General features: G+C 45.2%; 15 protein-coding genes. 7 read left to right on the top strand and 8 right to left on the bottom strand.

What is annotated here, in order from left to right; all coding sequences use genetic code 11:
• Positions 1-21 precede the first annotated feature (21 nt).
• Positions 22-309 carry a putative quinol monooxygenase gene (locus NL626_RS00775; protein WP_005377698.1) on the top strand — a complete coding sequence of 96 codons (288 nt, stop codon included), beginning with the start codon at positions 22-24 and terminating at the stop codon, positions 307-309.
• A gap of 11 nt (positions 310-320) precedes the next feature.
• A complete protein-coding gene (locus NL626_RS00770) occupies positions 321-1,298 on the top strand; it encodes a Gfo/Idh/MocA family protein (RefSeq protein WP_253656896.1) in 978 nt (325 codons plus the stop codon).
• Positions 1,299-1,381: 83 nt separating this feature from the next.
• Here the strand turns inward: NL626_RS00770 and NL626_RS00765 are convergent, their stop codons facing one another.
• Positions 1,382-2,068 (bottom strand): DNA-3-methyladenine glycosylase I, encoded by a 687-nt coding sequence (locus tag NL626_RS00765; RefSeq protein ID WP_005377694.1) that lies wholly within the window; start codon positions 2,066-2,068, stop codon positions 1,382-1,384.
• A gap of 86 nt (positions 2,069-2,154) precedes the next feature.
• Here NL626_RS00765 and NL626_RS00760 point away from each other — a divergent pair, with 86 nt between their 5' ends.
• Positions 2,155-2,349, top strand: coding sequence for a hypothetical protein (locus NL626_RS00760; protein WP_005377692.1), 195 nt, complete (start codon positions 2,155-2,157; stop codon positions 2,347-2,349).
• An 85-nt stretch (positions 2,350-2,434) separates the two neighbouring features.
• Here the strand turns inward: NL626_RS00760 and NL626_RS00755 are convergent, their stop codons facing one another.
• From NL626_RS00755 to NL626_RS00745, 3 genes are read right to left on the bottom strand one after another with little or no spacing between them, the layout of a single operon-like run.
• Positions 2,435-5,245 (bottom strand): Hsp70 family protein, encoded by a 2,811-nt coding sequence (locus tag NL626_RS00755; protein WP_253656895.1) that lies wholly within the window; start codon positions 5,243-5,245, stop codon positions 2,435-2,437.
• Positions 5,246-5,300: 55 nt separating this feature from the next.
• Positions 5,301-7,265 (bottom strand): Hsp70 family protein, encoded by a 1,965-nt coding sequence (locus NL626_RS00750; protein WP_253656894.1) that lies wholly within the window; start codon positions 7,263-7,265, stop codon positions 5,301-5,303.
• Entirely contained in the window at positions 7,265-7,897 is a 633-nt protein-coding gene (locus tag NL626_RS00745; protein ID WP_017634945.1) for a DUF2760 domain-containing protein, read from the bottom strand. The genes NL626_RS00750 and NL626_RS00745 overlap by 1 nt, the downstream gene beginning before the upstream one ends.
• Before the next feature lie 291 nt (positions 7,898-8,188).
• Here NL626_RS00745 and NL626_RS00740 point away from each other — a divergent pair, with 291 nt between their 5' ends.
• Complete coding sequence (locus NL626_RS00740) at positions 8,189-9,730, top strand: sensor domain-containing diguanylate cyclase (RefSeq protein ID WP_005377686.1); 1,542 nt, start codon at positions 8,189-8,191, stop codon at positions 9,728-9,730.
• Positions 9,731-9,813: 83 nt separating this feature from the next.
• Positions 9,814-10,344 carry a 3'-5' exonuclease gene (locus tag NL626_RS00735; RefSeq protein ID WP_005377684.1) on the top strand — a complete coding sequence of 177 codons (531 nt, stop codon included), beginning with the start codon at positions 9,814-9,816 and terminating at the stop codon, positions 10,342-10,344.
• Positions 10,345-10,585: 241 nt separating this feature from the next.
• On the opposite strand, the gene NL626_RS00730 is transcribed toward NL626_RS00735, so the two are convergent.
• The 3 genes from NL626_RS00730 to NL626_RS00720 form a co-directional block, all read right to left on the bottom strand.
• A complete protein-coding gene (locus NL626_RS00730; RefSeq protein ID WP_017820644.1) occupies positions 10,586-11,026 on the bottom strand; it encodes a TerB family tellurite resistance protein in 441 nt (146 codons plus the stop codon).
• Between the two features lie 189 nt (positions 11,027-11,215).
• A complete protein-coding gene (locus NL626_RS00725) occupies positions 11,216-13,156 on the bottom strand; it encodes an alkaline phosphatase D family protein (protein ID WP_175413441.1) in 1,941 nt (646 codons plus the stop codon).
• A 9-nt stretch (positions 13,157-13,165) separates the two neighbouring features.
• Complete coding sequence (locus tag NL626_RS00720) at positions 13,166-13,516, bottom strand: hypothetical protein (RefSeq protein ID WP_005377676.1); 351 nt, start codon at positions 13,514-13,516, stop codon at positions 13,166-13,168.
• A 235-nt stretch (positions 13,517-13,751) separates the two neighbouring features.
• Between NL626_RS00720 and NL626_RS00715 the strand changes: the two genes are divergently transcribed.
• Positions 13,752-15,056, top strand: coding sequence for a MipA/OmpV family protein (locus NL626_RS00715; RefSeq protein WP_222712243.1), 1,305 nt, complete (start codon positions 13,752-13,754; stop codon positions 15,054-15,056).
• Between the two features lie 65 nt (positions 15,057-15,121).
• The gene (locus NL626_RS00710) at positions 15,122-15,508 is read left to right on the top strand and encodes a hypothetical protein (RefSeq protein WP_250154526.1); all 387 of its coding nucleotides are present in this window, start codon (positions 15,122-15,124) and stop codon (positions 15,506-15,508) included.
• A gap of 94 nt (positions 15,509-15,602) precedes the next feature.
• Here NL626_RS00710 and NL626_RS00705 read toward each other — a convergent pair whose 3' ends face one another.
• Positions 15,603-16,187: an FMN-dependent NADH-azoreductase gene (locus NL626_RS00705; protein ID WP_005377667.1), complete on the bottom strand. Its 585-nt coding sequence runs from the start codon at positions 16,185-16,187 to the stop codon at positions 15,603-15,605.
• Between the last annotated feature and the right edge of the window lie 81 nt (positions 16,188-16,268).

Below are 16,268 nucleotides of genomic sequence, written 5' to 3'. Positions count from 1 at the left end.
GAATGGAGAAAGAGATCCATCATGAGTGAGACGATTTTTGTTACCGCCGAACTGAAAATGAATGCCGATAAGCCAAGACAACAAGTGGTTGAAGCCATTGAACAATTTTGCCTTGATATGCAAAGCGAAGCGGGGTGCTTGCAAGCGAATGCGACCTACGATTCTACAGAACCACAACGTGTGATTCTTTGGGAGCGATATGAAAACCGCACCGCGATTGAAGCGCATTTTGCTATGCCGCATACACAAGCGTTTATTGCTGCTGAAGTGGCAGAGTTAGTCCAAGCATTCGAAACCCAAGCTCAATAGGAGAGGCGAACATGAAATGGGGCATTTTAGGCACAAGCTTTATCTCAGGTGTCATGGCTGAAGCAATCCAAGGCGATGACAAGAGTGAACTGTACGCGGTTGCTGGGCGTTCGGAGCAGAACTTAAAGACATTCGCTGAGCAATATGGCATCGAGAATACGTTCACCGATTACGATGCGTTGATTGCTGATGAGCAAGTCGACATTATTTACATAGCATTGCCAAATCACCTTCATCATGACTTTATCGTTAAAGCGGCAGAGCAGGGAAAAGCGATCCTGTGTGAAAAGTCACTGTCGGTAGATATGGAAAAAACCGAGTTGGCACTAAAAGCAGTCGAAACGCACAAGGTATTCTTTGCTGAGGGTTTGATGTACTTACATCACCCATTGATCAGCGAGTTGGTTTCTGTGCTTAAATCGGGAGAGATTGGTGAACTTCGCTCCATCCACACGTCTTATATTGCGTCGATTGCGCAGTTTGTTAATCCAGACAGTAAAGGTGCTTTGTATAACTTAGGTTGCTACCCAATGTCATTGGTGCATTTGGTGGTGAAAACCATGTTGGGTGAACAAGCCGTTGGAAACCGCTCTATGACGGTGATTGGTCGACGAGGTAACGATGGGAATATCTGTGAATCGAGTTTGATGATGCAATTCGGTGAGCAACAAACCGCGAGCGTACACACCGCCGAAGATCATGGATTGAAACACCAATTCACTATTCTGGGTAGTAAAGGCAGTATTACGTTAGACTCGAATCCATGGCTACCAACGCAAGACAACCAGTTTAGTGTGGAAATTTACGAGACGTCGAAGCGCGAGGTGTCTGTATCGGCAGCTGGAGACGCTTTCTTCTATCAAGTGCGCAATATTCGCCAAGCGGTTGAAGCAGGGCGTACATCGTTAGAGAACCCTTGTGCAACATGGGAAGACTCTCACCGTATTATGCAGCTACTGACTGAGTGGGAATCACTGGCTTCAAAGTAAGTCTGTACTTGAACCAATGAACATAAAAACGGCGCACTAAATCCAATATTTGGTGCGCCGTTTTGTTTTGGGTTCAGTCTCTGTTAAATGCGATTATCGCCGGTGCTGAACGCAATGATTTGGCTGATTTCAGACAGGCTTCTACCACTTTCTTGCTGCCATTGAACAAACGCTTTGTTGGTTGCATCGAGCGATTTTTTCGTATCTTTGCCACCTTCAATGATCTTGCAATTACGTAGGTAAGCTTCAACGTCGCTAGACAAGATGAAGGTATCAACGCCCATTTGACGCAGTGTGTAAGGGCCAGTATTTCCGCCTAGGCGATTGCCGCGTTTCTTCAAATACGCCCATAGGTCGGTGATTTTCTCTTGCGGCCAATCGGCAACCATTTTGCCAAACGAGCCGTATTCGATTTTTGCTTCGTGGATCATACGAGCATTAGCAGGAATCGACATGACTTTAGTGAGATGGCGAATGATGCGTTTGTCGGTTGCTTTGGTTTCCCATTGCTCGTCTGACAGCATCAGCAACGGCTCAATCTTAAACCCAAAGAACACTTCTTCGAAGTTCGGCCACTTGTTGCGAACCACGCTCCACGAAATCCCACTTTGGAATACTTTCATCGAAAAAGCGGCCAGCCAACGGTCGTCGGGAATCGCTGCCAGCTCTTCTTTGCTTAGTGGATGAGACAAAAGCGCTTCAAGTTGATCTTCACCACCTTTACGCTCGGCAGCGCGCTGATAAATCGCGTCAAATTTTTCGATACTCATAAAAGAAGTTAGTCCTAGTTTATGTCGATATTTGCGAAACATACTACGCTTAAGTGGCTGAATCGTAAATTGATGGAGTGTCACAAATGAAGAAGGTCACATTAACGTTTGTCGGGGAAGGTTCGGATCGTATTGCAGAAAAATTCTATGCGTGGATGACGGATGGTGGGTTAGAAGATAGCATGATTGAGAATTTATCTGACCGTGAAATCTCAGTTGTCGGCATCAGTGATATGGATAATGAAACGCGTGATGTGGTAATCAATACGGAAATGAACTAACGAGTCGACTATCGTCAGCAAGCAGAATCAGATAAAACAAAGCCCTTCACGAGAAGGGCTTTGTTGCGTTTATAAGCGTGAGAGCCTAGTTATTTACCAGTGTCAGACCGCTTGGTAGTGCATCACCGAAGATACGCTTCGATTCGCTCTCAGATAGCTCTTTGACCTCTTCAACCAGTGATACCCAAGACTCAGGTACCTTGCTTTGCTTCAACTTAGCCAGTACCTGCTCACGGTAGTCGTCTGAGATATCAAATAGGCGGTCGCCCGTCTTACGACAAATCATTACGGCTGCGAAAGCGATCATTGGCTCTTTCTGCCAGTTCTGCTCTAACAGCTTAGGCAACCATTGTTCCGCTTGTTCGCGAGGAATGACATTGTGCTGGCTGCCATACAAAGGTGTACGCGATGCCAAGCGACCCATTGCCCACCAGTGCGCTTGTTCGAACTGCTTGTGGTTGATGGCTTTGCTCAAGAACCACGTTGCCAATAGAACTTTGTCTTCGACTTCTAGGTGTTCAAGCGATGCCGCCAATCGAACCATGGATTCATAACCCATATCTTGTGCCGCTTTGGCGGATTGTGGGTTTTTCATCGCACCAGGATGTAGGTATTTCGCGATGTCCGCCAAGATGGTCTCTTGTTGCTCTTGGCTCAAGCCACCTGCGATACGACGCCAGAACACCCACCAGTCGGTCCAACCTTGATGGTTCTTAAACTGGATGTTTTGTTGGTAGAGACCCCAAACTTGCTCAATGCGCCATGAGTCGGTTGGATCGCCAAAGCCCGGACGCAGTGCAAAGCCCGCCAAACGAAGCCAGTTTTTCTCGTGTTGTTCAGAACGACGGCGACGCTTACGACCTTGCGCAAAGGTATCAAACAGTTGACGTAGGGTAGTGAAATCCCACTCGTCACGTTTGCCCAGTTTCTTCTCAAGATCTTTGGCTAAGGTTTTGATCTCTTTGCTTTCCGCGCTTTTCTTATTACCGCTGTAAAGGCGAGCGATCAGCTCCTTACATTCATTCAGTTTAGGGTGAAGCTTAACTTGCTCGCTGTCATCGGTTTGCTTGTTACGAACTTCGAACTCCAGCTCCCAACGTTTGCTCTCGTCTTCTGCGCTGACACATTCCATCTTAAGCGTACCGACTTCGGTCAACTGACACGCCAGTTGCACTTCTACGCGCTCTTTCTGGTTGGCTTGCAGTTTGGCACCTTCACCTTCAAGGGTGGTGATATAAGGCGGCAGAGGAGCAAATAAGTCAGGATCAACGTCCACCATCACACCGTTTTGAATGGCAGTGTTATTGGTTAAGGTGTCGTGGGTAGAAGTCAGCAGGTTAAAGCGAACGGGCTCACCTAGGGTAAGTGAGAAGCGACGACCACTTAAGCGGATCTCGTGTCCTTCTTCTGTACCTTTTGCAAGCAAACAGAGCGCTTTGCCCATCTTGTTCTTCTCTTGAAGGTGCAAGAAGTAAGAACGCGCTGCGCCACCACCAATTTTTAGCTGTGCACCACGACGCGCTTTACCAAACGCAACGGCACCCAGTGCAACAGACCAATCTGGATGTGGGTTATCTAATACCGTAACCGGAGCGCCTCGCCAATCGGACAGTAGGGTAGTGACTCGTTCAGTCACAAGTTCACTGTTGAACACACCACCGTTGAGTAGCAAACCGACTGGAATGGCATTTTGTTTGTCGTCTTCAATGCCAAGAGCGGCACGAGCAACTTGTTGGTGCTGAGTTAAGAACTCGGCAACGTGTTTGCTCACAGCTGGGTCAGCAACGTATGGAAGACCAAACTCGACGACGGCGCTGCGGCGCTTGTCTGGTACTTCACTGAAATCAGAAAGCGGGAAGAAGCCATCTAAAGCGATTTGGTGCACTTCTTGTTTGCTCAGCCCAATACTCTTTGTTCCGCCAAGAAGTTTCGAGCCGCTACCCAGCATGGTGATCTTCACTTCTTCAGGTGCACTTGCTGAAAGTAGGCTTTCTTTCGCCTTGCGAGTTTGCTGAATCAGCTTAGTTAGGCTTGCTGCAGTGAGCTTCTTACTTTGGTTGAAGCGGCTCTCTGCAAGGTGTGCTAATGCTAAGTCGAGGTTATCACCACCCAGCATCAAGTGTTCGCCAACACCAATACGATCAAGGGCTAGTTCATCTTGAGAAGAGAAACTTGCTTCAATCAAGCTCAAGTCGGTGGTACCACCACCCACATCGCACACTAGGATCAGCGGTAACTCTTTGAGCTCATCAGCTGCGGTTTGCTGGTGGCGTGCGTACCAGTCGTAACATACGGCTTGTGGTTCTTCGAGCAGGACGATTTTTTTCAAACCTGCCAACTCAGCGGCTTCAAGCGTGAGTTTACGAGCGGTTTCATCGAACGACGCTGGAACGGTCACAACCACATCTTGGTCTTCTAGCTTATTGCTAGGGTGACGGTAGTTCCATGCTTGACGAATGTGGTTGAGGTAGCTTGCGCTGGCAATAACGGGTGAGACTTTATCTACGTCTTGCGCACCAGCCCAAGGAAGAATGTCTGAACTACGATCCACTGCTTGGTGCGATAGCCAGCTTTTAGCACTGGATACCTGACGTCCTTCCACCTTAGCGCCTAATTCACGAGCCCATTCACCCACGATCACATTACTAATGTCGCCAGAGACAGGTTCGTTTTCCCAAGGAAGTGTTAGGTCAGAAGGGGAGATTTGACCAACTGCAGGGTGATAGCGGAAAGAGGGCAGCAATGGTTTACGAACCACTTCACCCGGACCAATCAATTGGTCTATGTCGAATAGGGATACTTCGGATTGTTCAAGGTTGTCGGTGATTTCACAATACGCCACCACAGTGTTTGTGGTGCCAAGGTCAATACCAACAAGAAAACGAGGAGATGCCATACAAACCTTCGTGTATTTAAAAACGGCACCCGATTGGATGCCGTTTGATTTCTATTTATTCTTCTTCGTTTGAGTTGCTTTTCGCGTCTTCGCGCACATCGAACTCAACATGCCATTTTTGACCGTTATCAGCGGCAATGGCTTCTAAGTAAAGCGTACCAAGTTCTGTGACGCGAGAGGCTAGGGTTACAGGAACCACTTCACCTTCACGGCGACCTTCAGATACAGGCAGAGTTACTTGGATTTCTGGAAGCTCTTCAAGCTCTTCTGGTGCCCAGTAGTCTAGGTGAGTACCTGCTAGGTCATCACGACGAACCGTTGAGCCGAAGAACTGGAAGTTAACTGGCTGACCGATGATCAAACCAAACTCTTGGCTTGGTACGTCAACGCTTGAACCTTCTTCCATACCAAATGGTGCAACACACAGTGCTTCCATTGGAGGCGCCATGCCCGGAATCGCTGGCATCGCACTCTCGATACCCACGTAGTACGCTGAAGCAATACCGCCACGGATACGAACACCTTGACCACGACGCACAGAGCCGTAGTAAGCCGCACCGCTAGCAACCGCAAGGTCTAGATCCACACCTGTTAGGCGTTTCGCCATTTCAGCATCTGCTTCTAGTAGCCATTCGTTGATCGTGTCTTCTAGACGAGTTGCTAGAAGTTTCGATTTCAGAACACCACCGTTGAATAGGATTGCTGTTGGCTTGATGAAGTCAGCTGACTGCGCTGCATCCGAACCTGGCATACCAGGCATGTTAGCGAATGGGTTGAAATCTTGAGCTGCTGCTTCTGCGCCATTTCCTGAAGTAGAAAGGGCATTAGCTTGCTTAGACAAGAACGCTGCAATGTGACGAGTAATGCCCGCATCTTGTGCGTAAGGCAGACCCATTTGCGTTAGTGCACCACGGCTACGTTGAACAGGGTGGTCCGTAATCGCAACTTGAGGGAAGAAGCCGTCAACCAGTGTTTGTTGTACTTCTTCTTGAGTCAGTTCTGTTTTTAGCGTTGCGCCAAGCAGTTTAGAACCACGGCTTGGTACCACGATTGGCACTGACTGAAGCTCGCTGTCGTTCAATAGCGCTTCTTTAGCGTCACGACATGCGTGCGTCATTGCCTGAACTTGCCATGGCTGTAGCTCTTTGCCTTCTTGCGCTAGCTTCATCTTCAAGCGGTACGCAAGTGCAAGGTCCATGTTGTCACCGCCAAGTAGGATGTGTTCACCTACCGCAATACGGTTCAGAGTTAGGTTGCCGTCGTCTTCAGTTACTTCAACCAAAGAAAGGTCGGTTGTACCACCACCGATATCGACCACAAGCACGATGTCGCCAACTTCAACTTCGTCGCGCCATTTGTCGTTGCTGTTATCGATCCAGTTGTAAAGTGCAGCTTGTGGCTCTTCTAGAAGTGTTAGGTGCACAAAACCAACGTTGCGTGCTGCTTCTGCAGTTAGATCGCGAGCAGCAGGATCAAAAGAAGCAGGAACCGTAATGGTTACGTCTTGATCGGCAAGGTTGTGATTTGGGTTCGCGTGATTCCAAGCGTCTTTTAGGTGCTCTAGGTAAAGCTCTGTCGCACGAAGAGGGGATACTTTTTCCACTTCTTCTGGGCTACCTGCTGGCAGGAAAGCATCACGACGGTTCACACCTGCGTGGCAAAGCCAAGATTTCGCACTTGCAACAAGACGAATTGGTGTTTTTGAACCTAGGTTACGTGCAATTGCACCAACTAGAGCTTTTGGCTCGCTCGACCACGGAAGAACGCGTGATTGCGGGTTCATTTCGTGTTCGTGTGGTTGGTAAAGGAAAGAGCCTAATTGGCTGCGAGTCTCTACCGTACCCGGCGCAGTCAACTGCGGGATAGGCATCACTTCAACGCGAGCGTCTTCGTCGTGAGTATCAACAAAAGACATCACACAGTGTGTTGTACCTAAGTCGATACCAACACTGAATTTAGGCGTCTGTTGAGTTTCAACAGACACTTCTTGAGAATGGTTTTCTTGGTTCATGTGTTCCATTACAGCTCAACCTCAGCTGGAGCGATCACAGATGCGTCGTAGTTCTCAGCCAGTTTAGGCAACGTCATTGATGTTGCCTTCCAACCTTTGTGAACTAGCGTGCCGTTAAATGGCGCGCTGCCTGTTACGTTGCCAGTTAGGCGGATTTCTTGTGGGTTGAAGCCTTCTTCAACCGTAATGCGAGTTTCTTCGTCTTCGTTACGAACGTGCGCTAGCGTCACGTAGTCGTTCAGTACTTTCTGACCACCAGTGTGGATTACGCGAGCGGCTGCGCCTACTTCTTCATCAGAGAATGACGTTAGGTCTTCTTTTAAGAAGTCAATCAGACGAGCTTCTTGTTGCATGATAGAAAGCAGCTGCATTGCAGAGTCCGTTGATGCTGTTGCAAGTTTTGATTCAACTTCTACAACACGCTCTACGACTTTCTCTACTTCTACTACTTTTTCTACTTCAACGATCTTCTCAACTGGTTTCTCAACCTCGACGATTTTCTCGACTGGTTTTTCTACCACTTTCTCGACCACTTTTGATTTGCGCGACACTGCAACTAGAAGAAGCAAAACGCTCGATGCGGTTAGGCCAGCGTGAAGCATATCGAACGTTTGAGGAATTAGGTTCAAATCAATGTTCATGACGTTTTTTCTCTTTCTATTGATTTATTGGTGCTCAGTATTGGCTCATATTTGTTCACTAAAACGATCGTCTTTGCGATCTTGCACCAAGTTTAGACATTAAAATGATGACGGATGGTAGCATATTCAAGGCTTAAGGCTGTAATAATTCGTGACTATACCGTACGAACAGCGTGAAAAATCGACGATCAGACTCCCCAATATAGGTTGTTGCTTGATGTTTGTGCGTTGCTAACGCAGTATTTCAATAGATCCCGAAGTTTAACTTACGGAAGTATCAAAAATTACGATATGACACAAAGCACCGCTCATAAGAGCTTTATAAAACGACATTCAGACTCTATTTTAGCTTTTTTGGCGACTTTATGTGTCACTGCTGGTGTAGTAGGTGCTGCTTATACAATGCAGCAACGGTATACACAGACGACGTTTGATACTTTAGCCGACCGACAAGCAGAATCACTTAAAGCAAACGTCGAGAATGATCTAAAGTTCATTGGTGCGGGCGCAAACTTTTTCCATTCGATTGAGCGAAGCTATTGGCCATCGTTTCCCATGTATGCGGAACAAGTGATTAATAGCTCGCGAAGTCTCATTGGACTTCAATGGATGCAAAAGGTCGAATTCGAAGATCTTGATGAACATATTTTAAAGACCCGTCAAAAATTTCCAAACTTCCAACCGTTTACCGTTCCTAAAGATGGTCCCAAAACCTACGGGTACATTTTTGAACACAATGAGCCAATTTTTATCGCGTCGGATATCTACCCAAGAACACCGGAAAACCTTTCTCTATTGGGTTTCTATTTTTCGCGCAAACGCTTCGATTTAATCTTGGATGATATTTCCGAAAATGGGCGAGCGAATGTCTCGGATAAAGTTCGCTTACTGCAAGATGGTTATGACAAGTCCATACCTAAGACTGGGTTGCTGGTGTTCCATCCAGTGTTCGACTTCGAGAACAAATATTTATTAGGAGTAGTGACCGGCGTTATCCGAAGTACGGTTTACTTTGAGGATTTGATTACGAAAACCGCGACGGAGCTCGATATGTCGGTGCGCGTAGAAGACTTGGGATTCGACGCAGCAGATGACCCTGTTCTCTTTCAAAGTGCTAGCTGGGATAACATTCGAGGAACCGTTATAAGCCGAACCATTCAACTGCCTAACCGTGAATGGCGTATTGACTTTAAGCTTTCTGACGCAGTCTCAGCTTGGGAGCGTTCTATTTTAGCGGGCACGACGCTAGCCGGATTGGTAATCGCCTTTTTGATCAGTTGGATTGTGAATTTACAGTCTCGAGAAAAAGAGCGCTTAGCGGTCATGTTGGAGCTCAAAACCGTTGAATTAAAAAGAATGGCAGAGCGAGACCCTCTAACTCAACTACTGAATCGCCGAGCATTCAACGATCATTTGCTTAATCAGATAAACAAAGGTGTTAACTTCGCCTTGGTTGGTTTTGATATCGACCACTTCAAAGTGATTAATGACAAACACGGCCATTTAGGTGGAGATGAAGCGTTACAACATGTTACTAAGCTGGTCAGTGCTAATTTAAAACCGGGAGATAAGTTTTACCGAGCTGGTGGTGACGAGTTTTGTATTATTTCTAAAGTCATTGATAGAGCAGTGCTAGAAGCTTACCTAGAAAAATTACGGAGTGTTGTGGCAAGTACGGCTTTTGATTATGGTGATGCGTCAATCATCTGTACGTTGAGTATCGGTGCGGTTATCCATAAAGAAGAAGATCCTGAGAGCTTGTATCACAAAATGGATAGTCAACTCTATTTGAGTAAAAAAAACGGCCGTAATAATGTGTCGATCGGCGATTAAATGGGCGCACAAATTCGAGTTTTACGCCGTGTTACGATAGAATCGCACGCTTTAAATTTTTATGTTAGGAACCAAGGCAAACTATGAACCATAACCGTATTGTATGCTTCGATTTAGAAATGTGTTGCTGGAACGAAAATGGCGTCGGCAGCACGGGTGAAATTATCGAAGTGGGGTTAGCTGAAATAGATTTGTCTAAAGGTGAGATAGTCAAGCGTGCTCAATACTACGTGAAACCAGAACACGATGAAGTGTCTCTGTTCTGCGCTGAGTTAACGGGCATCACACCACGTAAGATTGAAAAACAAGGACGCCCACTAGAAGAAGTGCTTAAATCCATGGTTAAGAACTTCGGTGGTCGCAACAAAATCTTTGCATCTTGGGGGCGAGATGACCTCATTCTTCTAGAAGAGTGTAAGCAAAAAGGTATTGAAGCACCGTTCACAGAGTTCATCAACTTAGCGACACTCTACCGTATTCAAAATCGTCTTAAAGATAAACGTATAGGCCATCGAGCCGCTCAAGAAGCAAAAGGAATAGACTGGGAAGGGCGTCAACACTCTGGCTATGTAGATGCATACAACTTAGCTAAGCTTGCTTTGACCATGTTTTAGTTATTCGAACCTAGCTAGCTTGTAATTAAATAATCATCCAACCATTGTTGTTTTGTCATGCAGTCTGTTTAGTGTGGAAAGAGCTAAACACATACCTTGACCAGTATTTTAATAACAATGTCGTTGGCTTATTGAAAAACGCGCAGAGTGCGCGTTTTTTTATGGCTACAGAAGCGATATCTGTTGTCATTCTAGGGGTAGCTTAGAGTTAGCCAGCGACTTATATACTCATCTCGTCACTTTACTGAGACTGTAACTTCGCTCGAATGAACTCGCTGTGATCAACATAGAGTAGCTCTGCTGTTTTACGGATCACCGCGTCTTCTAGCGGGTCAATTTCGCCGTCTGCGTAAGCGACTTCCCACATGCTTTTGATTAAGTTGTAACGAGTTTCTTGAGTCAGTTCTCTTAGTTGAGAGGTAAAGTCGTACAGCGAAGCGGAATCTTTTATTTTCTGTTGCGCTTGCTCTAACAAAGTATTTGATTCTTCTTCATTTAACGAAAGCAGTTTCATCAATAAAGAGCGCTTTGTTTCTTGTTCTCTATCATCGACACTATGGTCTGCGCCAGAAACTTCACAAAGCAAACACGCGATAGCCATGTTAGGGGAAAGTGTGTTGGTTTGGCTTAAATCAGAGCCATCAATGAGTTGTTTAAATAATGATGTGAGAGAATTAAACATAATGAACACCGAGCTATTGTTTATTTGGTTAACATGGTAATAAATACGGAAGATCTCAAGGTGCGATACCAAATTTAGCACGCCGTTGACATTTAAGAACGGCCACTTTCTCCCCAAAAAACCTAAACTCCTGAGTTAGTTCACGGTGACTTGCCTCTTGCAAAGGGCAAGTCATTTGGGGATAGATACTCAGCTTTCAGCACGTGTGGGTGGAAAATGAACTTCGTCACCATCACTCGTCAGAATACTAATTTGACTTGGTTTGCCTTCATCATCAAGGCGTAGCTCACCAATGGCACTATGGTTAACCAAGCGATAAAAGTTGTGTGTACTTGGTGCGCGTTTGTAAATCTTGAGTCGTTTACGTTTTGTGAACCAGTTTAAAGGTGAGCGAGGGCTGTATAGCAGTCTATCTAGGCCATCACAAATATTGAGCAGTTGTGTAGGGAACTGATTTTTAATTCCACTACAGGTGATTTGATAGATATTCGGACTGTTTTTTCGATAGCGGAGCTTAATATCGTATGCAAAAGAGTAGTGTACGTCGCCAGAGAGAATAACAAAGTTAGTTGGTGTCTTTGTGTGTGTGAAAATACTAATAAGAGTATTCGCACTTCCGGGGTGAGCCATCCAGTTTTCAGCATCAACCATCAATGGTTTACCAAGCATGGTCACCACACGTTGTAGTGCTTCGATAAATTTCACACCAAACATTGGCGCAGCAGAAACAATAACAACTTTGTCTTGGTGCACTAGCTCTTGGTGGAACTCAATCATCGCTTCCCAGTCCATTAAGCCAGAAGGTTTGTTCATTTTAGACTCAGAACGCCAGCGTCTGGTTCGTGTATCTAGCACGACAACTTTTGGTGTCGTAGGAATGGTGTAGTGCCAATTCTCAAAGCGATACAAATATTGAATAAATGCATCTTGGGTTTGCGAGGTTCGCTCATCGATAAAGCGTTGAGCGAGGCTCATAAATTCATCATTGAATTTTTCTGGCGCATTTCCCCAACCTTGGCAAAGCCAGTAAGCTATCAAGCTATTACCGATAATGCGTTTTGCAAACGTGTTGCTGTATGCGGCTTGTTCCCAGCCTATGGTGAGATTCCAATCGTCGGTGACATCGTGATCATCAAAAATCATATAGGTTGGAATGTGAGCGAGTAAGCGTTGAACCTTGTCCAGACCTGCGACGAATTTATCAATTTGTTTTTTTTCTTCGCGCCATTGCTGCTGCCATTTGGGTTCAAGAACTTCTCCGCCGACAGTAAATTCGTTTTCTAATAAACGATCCGTTCGAACAAGCTTCCACAAGGTCGGAGACCAAACCAATAAGTACATTGCAAAGCACTCAGCAAAGCTTATTAGGTGATTCTCACACTCTTTGGCGCTGAATATTGGTGTCCCTCGGTGTGGAAAAAACTTACTTAGTAAACTGTCATCACTCACATAATGAGGCAACAATTTATCTCGACCATAATAGCAAGCAGGGTGTTGGTAGAGCTCATTGGTATTTTTTATCGGAGCTTGATCGAATTCTTCGCCTGGCAAACCCAATAAAGCTATGACTTGCTCAATGGCATCGAGAGTGGGGCCTGCAACATGGTCTGCATAGATTTGATCACCACTCATGATGAGCATATCTGGTCTTTCTTCAATGGATTGAGACGCGATTTTATGATCCGCAGCGACCAATGTATCATCACTGAAGTGATGGGGATTACGGCAAGAGCCATGTAAGAGATAATCCGCTTTTTCACTAACGAGGAACTCAATACCCAAGTTTGGCGTATTATCTCGCTCATAAGTTAGGTGAGGGAGCAGTTCCGTCACTAAGCCATATTGCGTTTTAATTTGATAGCGTAACGCTTGATGGGTTGGAAACTCGCCTTCTAATTTAAGTAAGCAACACCACGCATTGAGGCCGACTTGAAGCTGTTCTTTTTGTTCACTTAAAGGGGCTTGATAAAGGATGGAGGCATTTTCATCCGTAATTTGCACCATACCCTCCAAGCGTTGGGTGGTGACTAGCCAAATATTGATTTCAGTTGCGGTCACTTTACGTAGGATCGGACCTGCAACGACAAGAGGAAGTGAAGAAATTTCAGTCGTGTTCATCAATGCTGGCAAAACGGCTCCTTATGTGTCAGCTTCTTCTTCTAATATTTCGATAACTTGCGAGCTACTAAGTTCATGTCCCATAAGGAACAAACCAAGCATCGCATCGGCTTTTGACGCGTTATCACTGTCTTCATCCAAAATTTGCTGAAGCCGAGTTCTAATTAGGTCGATTTCGTGTTCGACGAAGCCACGCCCTTCTTCGTCACCTTGACCATCTTCTGGTGCATTATCAAAGTGCAAAAACAACATGTCACCATCGAGTTGAGTCCCTATCAACCTCTCTGGCAGCCATGCTTCTCCCATCACAATGTCTGGGTCTGTGTCTGCGGGTAAATGATTCAAGGTAGAGATGAGTTCTGATGCTTTCACTTTTTACTTCATTATGTTTGATTTAGAACTAAGCTAGAGTTTACGCGCTTGTTGTGATGGTAAAATATTCGCAAACAAGCTCACCTAGTCGTGCAATATTAATATGATCTTGGGACTCAAACTGTCACGAGGATGACAACATTTGCCATTGTAACGGCTATCATCAGCAGAACATAAGCTTTTAATGGCAAATCATTGATGTTTGCCTGCTTCTCAACCAACATTTTTCGAACTCATGAAGAGATTAATTCTAACAACACTCGCTTTACCTTTAGCTGCGGTAGTTTCTTCTGTGCATGGTGCAGAAGAACAAACGTGGGGGATTGCTGCGATGTATCGCACAGCATCGATTCCGTTTTATACCGCCGATAATGACTCTACGGTGAGTACATTTGTACCAATGATGTTCTTTGAAAACGAACATGTGTATATCAATGGCATTGAAGGTGGCGCTTTTTTGCATAACGAGAGTGATTCCGACTGGCGCGCGAGCGCACTCATGCGATTGAGATTTGTCGATATTCCCATGTCGCTACAAAATGCTAATGAAGGAGACAGAGTCGATTTCGGTGGGCAAGTGCGTTATAGCATTAACGACAATTGGCGCGCAGAAGTAGAGTTGATGACGGACGACGAACTCCAGTTTCACTCTAATTACCGCCTTGCTGCCAATTATGTATTTGGTGATTGGGAATTAGAGCCATCGATTACGATTCGATACAAAGACGCTGATTTCAATAGTGAATATTATTCCTTTAAGGATAGTACTGGCGAGAGAATTGGAGCTGGGCTTGACACCAATCTTGGTATTAAAGCGCGTTACCATGTAACTTCAAATTTGTATTTATTGGGTGAGACGAGTGTTACTCGCTTAGATGATAACGCCTACAACAGTCAGCTTGTAGAAGATCGATATCAGGGAGAAGTGTTTGTCGGTTTTGGCTTTTTCAACGATAAAAGCAAAGTTCCGAAACCGACACTGAGCAATAAAGCATATCTACGTATTGCGCATGGTTGGGCGACGCCTTCGAACATCGGTGAAATATTTAGCTTTGAGAGAGAAAAAGACCCATACGACAATCAACTTACTTCATTGTTTTATGGGCATCCATTAACGGATGAGCTGTTTGGTTTTCCTCTTGATATTTATTTAACGCCAGGGTTGGTTCATCACTGGTCGTCCAGTGTTCAGTCTGCGAGCACAGAATACGTCATGGCGATTAAGGCTTATTATACGGTTAATTGGCCTACGACTTGGCGATTTGGTGTAGCGGAAGGTGTGTCATACATTGATAGCATTACCTATATTGAAGGCACAGAAATGGAAGACAAGGGTTATACACCAAGCAAGTTGCTCAACTACCTAGATTTCTCGTTTGATGTCAATGTAGGCGATCTCTTCAACCAAAAGAGCTGGAACAATATGTGGGTGGGCTATTCATTGCATCACCGCTCGGCAATTTTTGAAAGCGCTTCCCAGTTTGGGCGAATTAAAGGTGGGAGCAACTACAATACTATTTATTTCCAGTTCGAGTTTTAGCGCATCGCGAGATGCATATAGGTCGGATTTGCAACTGACTTATTTATCGCCCATTATGAGTAAAGATGAATAATACTATGCTGCTTTCAACGAGAAATTTCGTATATCGTGCCAGAGTTAAGGCTGTTTGTGATGCATCTGATGAATCGGATGGCATAAGCACCATGAGTATCGACTCCTCATTTAATATTCAAATTGAAGCGATAAATTGTACTAACTATGAATTTGCTAAACGCTTTTTTGCCATTCACGGAGAAGGGCATTTGGAGGGAGATGAATGGTTGGTGTTGTACGTCAACTCTCTTGACGTTAAGGCGGGAGACAATATAGAAATCCGTAGCGATGTCGCGTTTAATGCGATGATCGAGAATATGATAAGCGAAGCTGAGCGGTCTTTAGAAAAAGTCTACCTCGATGCAATACGCAACTTGGAGAAAGTGAATCGTCTTTGACGATGTAAGAGACCCTATAAATACGATCAAGGCATCAGGATCCAAAAAGGGATTGGCGCGAACCAATCCCTTTTGTATTCTGGTTTATTCTAACTTACGCCATTGTTGCAAGTTGGCTTTGCGCTTCTGAAATGCCTTTTGCAGCTGCATCTTCACCCATGTTTAGCGCTTCTGCGTAAACAAATTCTACATCAGTGATTCCTACAAAACCCAGTACAGTGCGTAGGTATGGCGTAACGTTGTCAGTTGGTGAATCTTTATGAATACCACCACGAGTCGTTACTACAATCGCCTTTTTACCTTCAATCAAACCTTGAACGCCGTTTTCTGTGTATTTGAATGTCACGCCTGCACGAGCAATCAAATCAATCCAGTTTTTAAGCTGAGTCGGGATGGTAAAGTTGTACATTGGAGCGGCAATAACCAAAGTGTCTGCGGCCTTTACTTCTTCAATAAGGGTGTCAGACAAGTCGACCACCGCTTGCTGTTCTTGTGAAAGATCTTCCGTAGCGCGCAGTGCAGTCGCAACGGCGAAGTCCAAAACAGGTAGCGGGTTTGCAGCCAAATCACGAACAGTAAGCTTGTCTTGGTCTACATTTTTGATGAAGTCTTCAACCAATTTGTTTGATTGAGAGTAATCGCCAAGGATGCTTGATTTTAGAGCTAGTACACGAGACATAATGGTTATTCCTTAAATAAGTGCTTTCGACTATGGGAGCCATTATAAGCAACGTAAGTGAGTTCAAAAGCCTAGCGATTC

Source organism: Vibrio sp. Y58_MX_L22 (assembly GCF_024181865.1).
Classification (GTDB): Bacteria; Pseudomonadota; Gammaproteobacteria; order Enterobacterales; family Vibrionaceae; genus Vibrio; species Vibrio alginolyticus.
This window is presented reverse-complemented; position numbering and strand designations above follow the sequence as displayed.